The organism is Kitasatospora sp. MBT66 (assembly GCF_000710405.2).
GTDB lineage: Bacteria > Actinomycetota > Actinomycetes > Streptomycetales > Streptomycetaceae > Kitasatospora > Kitasatospora purpeofusca.
Genome location: NZ_JAIY01000013.1, coordinates 432 through 7577, shown reverse-complemented (window position 1 = coordinate 7577; position 7146 = coordinate 432). Strand labels below are relative to the sequence as shown.

The 7146-nt window shown below is 73.9% G+C and carries 5 protein-coding genes; 2 read left to right on the top strand and 3 right to left on the bottom strand.

Annotation, left to right across the window (positions count from 1 at the left end; translation table 11 throughout):
* Positions 1 to 112: 112 nt before the first annotated feature.
* The 3 genes from BI06_RS33515 to mtrA all read right to left on the bottom strand — a co-directional run bounded on the left by BI06_RS33515 (position 113) and on the right by mtrA (position 4803).
* Complete coding sequence (locus tag BI06_RS33515) at positions 113 to 2008, bottom strand: LpqB family beta-propeller domain-containing protein (RefSeq protein ID WP_043474738.1); 1896 nt, start codon at positions 2006 to 2008, stop codon at positions 113 to 115.
* Positions 1983 to 4064, bottom strand: coding sequence for an MtrAB system histidine kinase MtrB (gene mtrB, locus BI06_RS33510; protein ID WP_369826294.1), 2082 nt, complete (start codon positions 4062 to 4064; stop codon positions 1983 to 1985). Before mtrB ends, BI06_RS33515 begins: the two co-directional genes overlap by 26 nt.
* 61 nt (positions 4065 to 4125) lie before the next feature.
* The gene (mtrA, locus tag BI06_RS33505) at positions 4126 to 4803 is read right to left on the bottom strand and encodes an MtrAB system response regulator MtrA (RefSeq protein WP_030247322.1); all 678 of its coding nucleotides are present in this window, start codon (positions 4801 to 4803) and stop codon (positions 4126 to 4128) included.
* Between the two features lie 287 nt (positions 4804 to 5090).
* On the opposite strand from mtrA, the gene BI06_RS33500 reads away from it, so the two are divergent.
* Both BI06_RS33500 and BI06_RS33495 read left to right on the top strand, forming a co-directional pair.
* A complete protein-coding gene (locus BI06_RS33500; protein WP_030394306.1) occupies positions 5091 to 6323 on the top strand; it encodes a hypothetical protein in 1233 nt (410 codons plus the stop codon).
* 5 nt (positions 6324 to 6328) lie between these two features.
* The gene (locus tag BI06_RS33495) at positions 6329 to 7000 is read left to right on the top strand and encodes a DUF4129 domain-containing protein (protein ID WP_030394307.1); all 672 of its coding nucleotides are present in this window, start codon (positions 6329 to 6331) and stop codon (positions 6998 to 7000) included.
* Positions 7001 to 7146: the final 146 nt, after the last annotated feature.

The window sequence follows — 7146 nt, the reverse complement described above, 5'->3', positions numbered from 1 at the left end:
GCCCGCCGCGGCCGCCACGGTCGCGGCGGCCGTCCCGCACCACCGCCGGCACCGCCCGGACACCTCCGACCGGTGAAGGGCCCCGCCCCCGGCCCACGCCGGGCGCCGGGCCTCAGCCCGGGTAGATGAACGCGGAGGCCTTGTAGGGCAGCACCAGCTCCCGCCACTGGTTGTTGACCAGCCGGTACGGCTTGATCACTTCCTTCTCCAGCGCCAGCGCCAGCACCGGCGGCGCCGGCAGCGCGTTCGTCCCCCGGGACTCCGACGCGGCGACGGCGACCACCTCCCCACCGCCCAGCAACCGCGCGTCCCGGTTCTGCGACCCGTCGGTGCTGATGTACTGCAGCTGCTGGGCCTTGTCCTTCTCCTTGCCCAGCACCAGCAGTTGGTCGGCCTCCGCCCAGGACACCGCCAGCACCTCCTGGAACGCCGGGTTGGCCAGCCGCAGCCCGGTGATCCTCGCGGTCGGGGCATCCTTGGTCCCGCCGTGGACGAGCAGCCCCAGCCAGAGCCGCTGGTCCTTGCTGTCCTTGCCCTCCTTCAGCAGCAGCGCGACCCGGACACCGTCCGAGGACACCTTGATGCCCTGCACCGAGCGCCCGAGCAGGTCGTCCACCGCCACCGGCACGGCCTGCTTGTCCCGCACCATCAGCACCCGCGGCCCGACCGGGTCGCGGTCCACCACGTACAGGTCACCGCGCCCGTCCCAGGTCGGCGAGGTCAGCCCGTCGTCGCCCTTCGAACCCGGGCGGCTCGGGGTGGTGAGCACCGGCTGCGGCATGGCCGGCAGCGAGTCCAGGAACGGCACCGTGAAGAGCTGGTGGCCGTCGGCGCCGATCGCCGCGGCGCGCTCGCCGTCCCGGGCCACCGCGACCGCGCCCAGCGGCCGCCCGCTCTGCTGCACCCGCCCCAGCGGCCCGTGCACGGGCTCGCCGACGGCGTCCCCGCGCGTCTCGTGCAGCACGCCGTCGTCGGCCCGCTGGTAGAACTGCCGGGTGGACATCTGCCCGGCCAGCGAGCCGGGCCCGGTCGCGGGCTCGTCGGCGCGGCTCGCCTGGCAGACCGGGCCGCCGTGCTTGGCCTTGAGCTCCAGCCGTTCGACCTGCCCGGTGCCCTGGTCGGCGAGGGTGTAGAGGAGCTGGGTGGCCATCCGCCGGCAGGCGGTGGCGCTGCCGAGGTCGACCCCGCTGAGCGTCACGTGCCCGGTGCGGTTGTCGTCCAGGGTCACCGAATCGACGGCGTTGGGCCCGAGGCCCGCCGGGAAGGCGGAGCTGGCGACCGGCGCCAGCCAGGTCGACGGCCCCGAGACAAGCGCGCGGACCGCCGAACCCAGCGGGTCTATTCGGCGCCGCAGGTAGATCGGGTCGGCGATCAGCACGTCCTGGTTGGTCACCGAGGCCGCCGTCGGCGCGGACGGGTCGGACGCGGCGTAGAAGAACCGGTCGACCTGGCGGTAGCTGTTGCGGAAGTTGACCTCGTTGAGGATCAGCCCGTCCGGCAGCTTGTCGATCCGCCACTCGCCGGCCTTCTCCCGCACGAAGGAGAAGTTGAACTCGATCATGCGCGGTGACTCGCCGATGTACGAGTGCCGGTCGTCCACCTGGGAGACCAGCTGCCCGGGGACCGGGATCGACATCTCGGTGTCGCTGTCGGTCACGCTCACCTTGAGGTGCCCCGGGTTGGAGGCGAGCACCTTGATGCCCGCCTCGGGGTTCCAGGTGGTCCGCGCGTCCGGTGTCAGGTACTTGCGCGCCGTCACATAGCTGTCGTCGGCGGTCAGCGCGTCGAGGAAGCCGGCCAGCAGGTCCTGCGGCTTGGCTCCCTTGGCGGGCTCCACCGGGAAGATCCTGACCTGGAGGTTCTTCTCCGCCGAGCTCCTGGACAGCTCGATCTTGGAGACGCCCCCGGAATCCGGCATCGCCGCGCAGCCGCCGGCCAGCAGGGCACCCACCAGCGCGCCCGCCGTCCCGGCCAGCCGCAGCTCAATCCTGGCGCTGGTCCTTCGCACGCTGCGACCCCTCCGTGTCCGTTCCACCCGTGCCGTCCGCCCCTGCGGCCTCGTCCGGCCCCGCGGTCCGCTGCGTCACCGACGGCCGACCGGGCGTCGGGTCCACCACGACCTGGGCCCCGGTCGCACCGTACCCCGCACCGACCGGCAGTACGTCGGACGGATCCGCGCGCGGGCCCTCGACCGGCCGTCGGCCGAGGCCGGGGCCGATGCTCAGCACACCGCCGAGCCCGCTGCCGAACCCGCTGCCGGAGGTGTCCGGCGTCTCCGGGACGGCCTGCTCGTCGGCCGCGGTGAGGGCCGTCGCCCCGGCCGGGCGCGCGGCCCGCCGGTACGGCGCCCCGTAGGTGCCCAGGCCCCGGTTGTTGCGGGAGTCCTCCGGCTCCAGCCGGAACGGCGCCCGGCTGATCTCGCCGCCGCGGGTGCGCGGCATGGTGAGCCGGAAGTGCGAGCCGCCGCCCGGCTCCCCCCAGGCCTGCAGCCAGCCGCCGTGCAGATGCGCGTCCTCGACCGCGATCGACAGGCCGAGGCCGGTGCCGCCGGTGGTCCGCACCCGGGACGGGTCGGCCCGCCAGAACCGGTGGAACACCCGGGACGCCTCGCCCGGCTTGAGGCCGATGCCGTAGTCCCGGACGCCGATCGCGACCGCGCCGTCCCGCGAGCCCAGCCGGACCACGACGTCCCGGCCCTCGCCGTGCTCCAGCGCGTTGACCACCAGGTTGCGCAGGATGCGCTCGATCCGCCGGGAGTCGACCTCGGCCAGCACCGGCTCGCCGTCGCCGCGGATCACCACGGCGCTGCCCTTGGCCTGCGCCAGCGGATCGGCGGCCTCGACCACCCGGCCGACGATCTCGCGCAGGTCGACCGGCTCGGCGTCCAGGACGGCCGCGCCCGCGTCGAAGCGGCTGATCTCCAGCAGGTCGGCGAGCAGCGACTCGAAGCGGTCCAGCTGCCCCTGGAGCAGTTCGGCGGAGCGGGCCGCCATCGGGTCGAGGTCCTCGCGGCTGTCGTAGATGAGGTCGGCGGCCATCCGGACGGTGGTCAGCGGCGTGCGCAGCTCGTGCGACACGTCCGAGACGAAGCGCCGCTGCACCCTGGAGAGCTCCTCCAGCTGCCGGATCTGCGCCTGCAGCGCGTTGGCCATCCGGTTGAACGACTCGCCCAGCCTGGCGATGTCGTCGGTGCCGGTGACCTTCATCCGCTCTTCCAGGTGCCCGGCGGCCAGCCGCTCGGAGATCCCGGCGGCCATCCGGACCGGTGTCACCACCTGGCGCACCACCAGCCAGGCGATGCCGCCCATCATGATCACCACGAACACCCCGGCGGTCGCCAGCGTGCCGGTGACCAGTCCCAGGGTCTTGGTCTCCTGGCCGAAGGAGAAGACGTAGTACAGCTGGTAGCTGCCGTTGCCGGGCCCGGTGAACTGCTGCCCGAAGACCAGCCCGGGCTCGGTGTCCGCGTGGCTCTCCGGCGAGCGCTGGATCCGGGTGGGCTGGCTGAAGCTCTGGCCGGGCTCCTGCGCGACCCTCGCCTTCAGGGTGTCGGGGATGCTGCTCGGCAGGATGTCCGCGGAGTAGCGCGGGCCGAGGCCGGCCTTGTCCGGCTGGACGGTCTGGCCGGTGCCGGGCAGCATCGCGATCACCGAGTAGACGTTCTGCCCGCTCGCCGCCAGGTCGCCGACCTGCTGGAGCAGCCAGGTGCCCAGGCCCTCGGGGGCCGGGTCGGTGGTCGCGGTCCGCAGCCGCAGGTCGTCCGCGTCGTCGATCTTCTTGAGCTCGGTCTGGAATCCCGCGAGCGCCTGGTCCCGGGCCGCCGACCGCTTGGTCTCCAGCAGCCCGGTGCGCACCTGCGCCACCACGACGACGCCCAGCACCATCACCACCACGACCGACAGCAGCAGCGTCGCCGCCACCACCCGCAGCTGGATCGACCGCCGGTACAGCGCCGCCACCCGGTGCAGGGGGCGGCGCAGCTGCCGGTTCAGCAGCGCGAGCAGGGCGACCGGCCCCCGGCGGCGGCGGTTGCGCACGGTCGAACTCAGTACGTCCCCGCGCACGGCGCCGCCACCCCCGTCGGTCGCGGTACCCGCCGGGGTTTCGTCGGCCCGGTACATCACGTCAGCTGGGCCCGGCCTTGTAGCCGACGCCGCGGACGGTCACCACGATCTCGGGACGCTCCGGGTCCTTCTCGATCTTGGAGCGCAGGCGCTGCACATGGACGTTCACCAGCCGGGTGTCCGCCGCGTGCCGGTAGCCCCAGACCTGCTCCAGCAGCACCTCGCGGGTGAACACCTGCCAGGGCTTGCGGGCCAGCGCGACCAGCAGGTCGAACTCCAGCGGGGTCAGCGGGATGCCCCGGCCGTCCCGCTTCACCGAGTGGCCGGCCACGTCGATCACCAGATCGCCGATGGTCAGCTGCTCCGGAGTCGGCTCCTCGGCCCTGCGGAGCCGGGCCCGCACCCGGGCCACCAGCTCCTTGGGCTTGAACGGCTTGGTCACGTAGTCGTCGGCACCCGACTCCAGGCCGACCACGACATCCACCGTGTCGGTCTTGGCGGTCAGCATGACGATCGGGATACCGGACTCGGCCCGGATCTGCCGGCATACGTCGATGCCGTCCCGGCCGGGCAGCATCAGGTCGAGCAGGACGAGGTCCGGCTTGGTCTCCCTGAACGCCGCTAGCGCCCTGTCCCCATCCGCGACGAAAAACGGCTCAAAACCCTCACCACGCAGCACAATGCCGAGCATCTCGGCCAGTGCGGAGTCGTCATCAACGACGAGGACGCGTCCCTTCATGCGTCCATCTTCTCATTACCGGATTGTGACCTGCCGCACAGCAGTCCCATTGCTCCAGAACGGCCAACTGGCGATCCGGTCCAATTCAAGCCAAACCGGGCCAATTTCACGCCCCCTTCAGCCCCCCTGGCCCCCGCCGAAGCCGACGAATCGTCCGCCCCCCGGCCGTTGCCGTTCAGCAACCGGCTCCCCCTGGGGTGCGTCCGGGCACCATGGCACGATGGGCGCTGCGCGCGGGTGAAGATCCACCCGGTACCCCGCACCCCGAAGCCCTCCGAGGAGCAGTGATGACCGACACTCCGGGCTGGGCCTCGCCCGGCTCGTCCGAGCCGCCCCGCGACGGTGCCCGGCCCACCGCCGACGCACCCGCCGCAGTGCCCGGCCAGTCGGCACCGCCCCAGGACACCCCGCCCGCCTGGGGGACCACCCCCGGCGCCCCGCAGCCCCCCTACGCCGGGCAGCAGCCCGCCTGGGGCACGCAGCAGCCCGGCCACGGCGCACCGCCGCCCGGCTGGGGCCCGCAGCCGCCCGGCGGCGGTTACAGCTGGGGCGTGCCGCAGAGCCCCAAGCCCGGAGTGATCCCGCTGCGCCCGCTCGGCCTCGGCGAGATCCTCGACGGCGCGGTGTCCACCGTCCGCAAGCACTGGCGGGTCACCCTCGGCCTCGCCCTCGGCGTCGCGGTCGTCCAGCAGGGCGCCTCGCTCGGCGCCCAGCTCGCCATCCAGGGGGACACCGGCGACCTCACCCCGGTCCTGACCGCCCTGATCAGCCTGCCGCTCTCGATGCTGCTCGGCGTGATCGCCTCGGCCCTGCTGACCATGGTGGTCAGCCGCGCCATCCTCGGGCAGGCCGTGTCGATCGGGGACGCCTGGCGCGACGCCAAGCCGCGACTGCTCCAGCTCGTCGGCCTCACCCTGCTCACCGGTCTCATCGCCGGCGGCATCGTCCTGCTGGGCTTCGCCCCGCTGATCGGCTACCTGGTCTCCGGGGCCGAGGAACCGGCGATCGTCGGCCTGCTCGTCGTCGTGGGCCTGCTCAGCCTCCCCGTCGCCATCTGGATCGGCATCCAGCTCAGCCTGGCCGCGCCCGCCCTCATGCTGGAGAAGCAGGGCGTCATCACCGCCCTCTCCCGCTCCCGCCGGCTGGTCCGCCGCTCCTGGTGGCGGATCTGCGGCATCACCGTGCTGAGCCAGATCATCGCCGCGGTCGTCGGCGGTGTGATCAGCACCCCGTTCACGGTCATCGGCATGGTGATCGGCTTCGACGACTTCATCGGGCAGGTCGACGCCGGGCAGACCGGCAGCATGCCCGCCGCCATGCTGATCACCATGGCGATCGGCGGCGTCCTCTCCTCCACCGTCACCCTCCCCTTCACCGCCACCATCGGCGTGCTGCTCTACGTCGACCAGCGGATCCGCCGCGAGGCCCTCGACATCGAGCTCGCCCGCGCCGCGGGCCTGCCCGAGCACGGCGGCACCGGCTGGGGCGACCAGGCCGGCCCCGCCCCCGCAAGGCTCTGAGCCCGATGCCGATCCGGGGGGAGAACGTCGTGCTCGCGGGTGGCGCCCCGATCACGACACCGCGCGACGCGGCCAAGGACGCGGCCCGCGACGAACTGCTCAACGCCGACTACCACCGCCACGACCCGAGCCTCCAGGAACGGATCGTCGACTGGATCTCGGACCGGATCGACGAGGCGCTGGGCGCGCTCACCGGCGACGGCACCAGCGGCGCCACCGGCCTGGTCCTGTTCCTGCTGGTCGCCGCGGTGGTCGGCGCCGCCCTCTGGTGGCGCCTCGGCGCACCCGGGCGGGCCGCCCGCACCCACCCCGGGGTCTTCGGCGACATCGGCCCGCGCAGCGCGGCCGAGCACCGGGCCGACGCCGAACGGCACGCCGCCGCCGGCCGCTGGACCGAGGCCGTCCGCGAGCAGATGCGCGCCCTGGTCCGCGGCCTCGAGGAGCGCACCCTGCTCGACGCCCGCCCCGGCCGCACCGCCGACGAGGCCGCCGCCGAGGCCGGCCGCGCCCTGCCCGGCCACGCGGCCGAGCTCACCGCCGCCGCCCGCGCCTTCGACGACATCGCGTACGGCGAGCGCACCGCCGACCAGAGCGCCTACCAGTCGCTGCGCGACCTCGACCGGGCCCTCGAACGCACCCGCCCGGTCCTCGCCCCGGCCGCCGGAGGAGCCGCATGACCAGCGCCGCCCCCGCTCCCACCACCGACCGGGCCACCGCCCCGCCGCCCGCCCCGACCGCCACCAGCACCGCCCCCACCGGCCGCGGCCTGTGGCGGCGCACCCGCTGGTACCTGCTCACCGCCGCCCTCCTGCTGCTCGCCGCC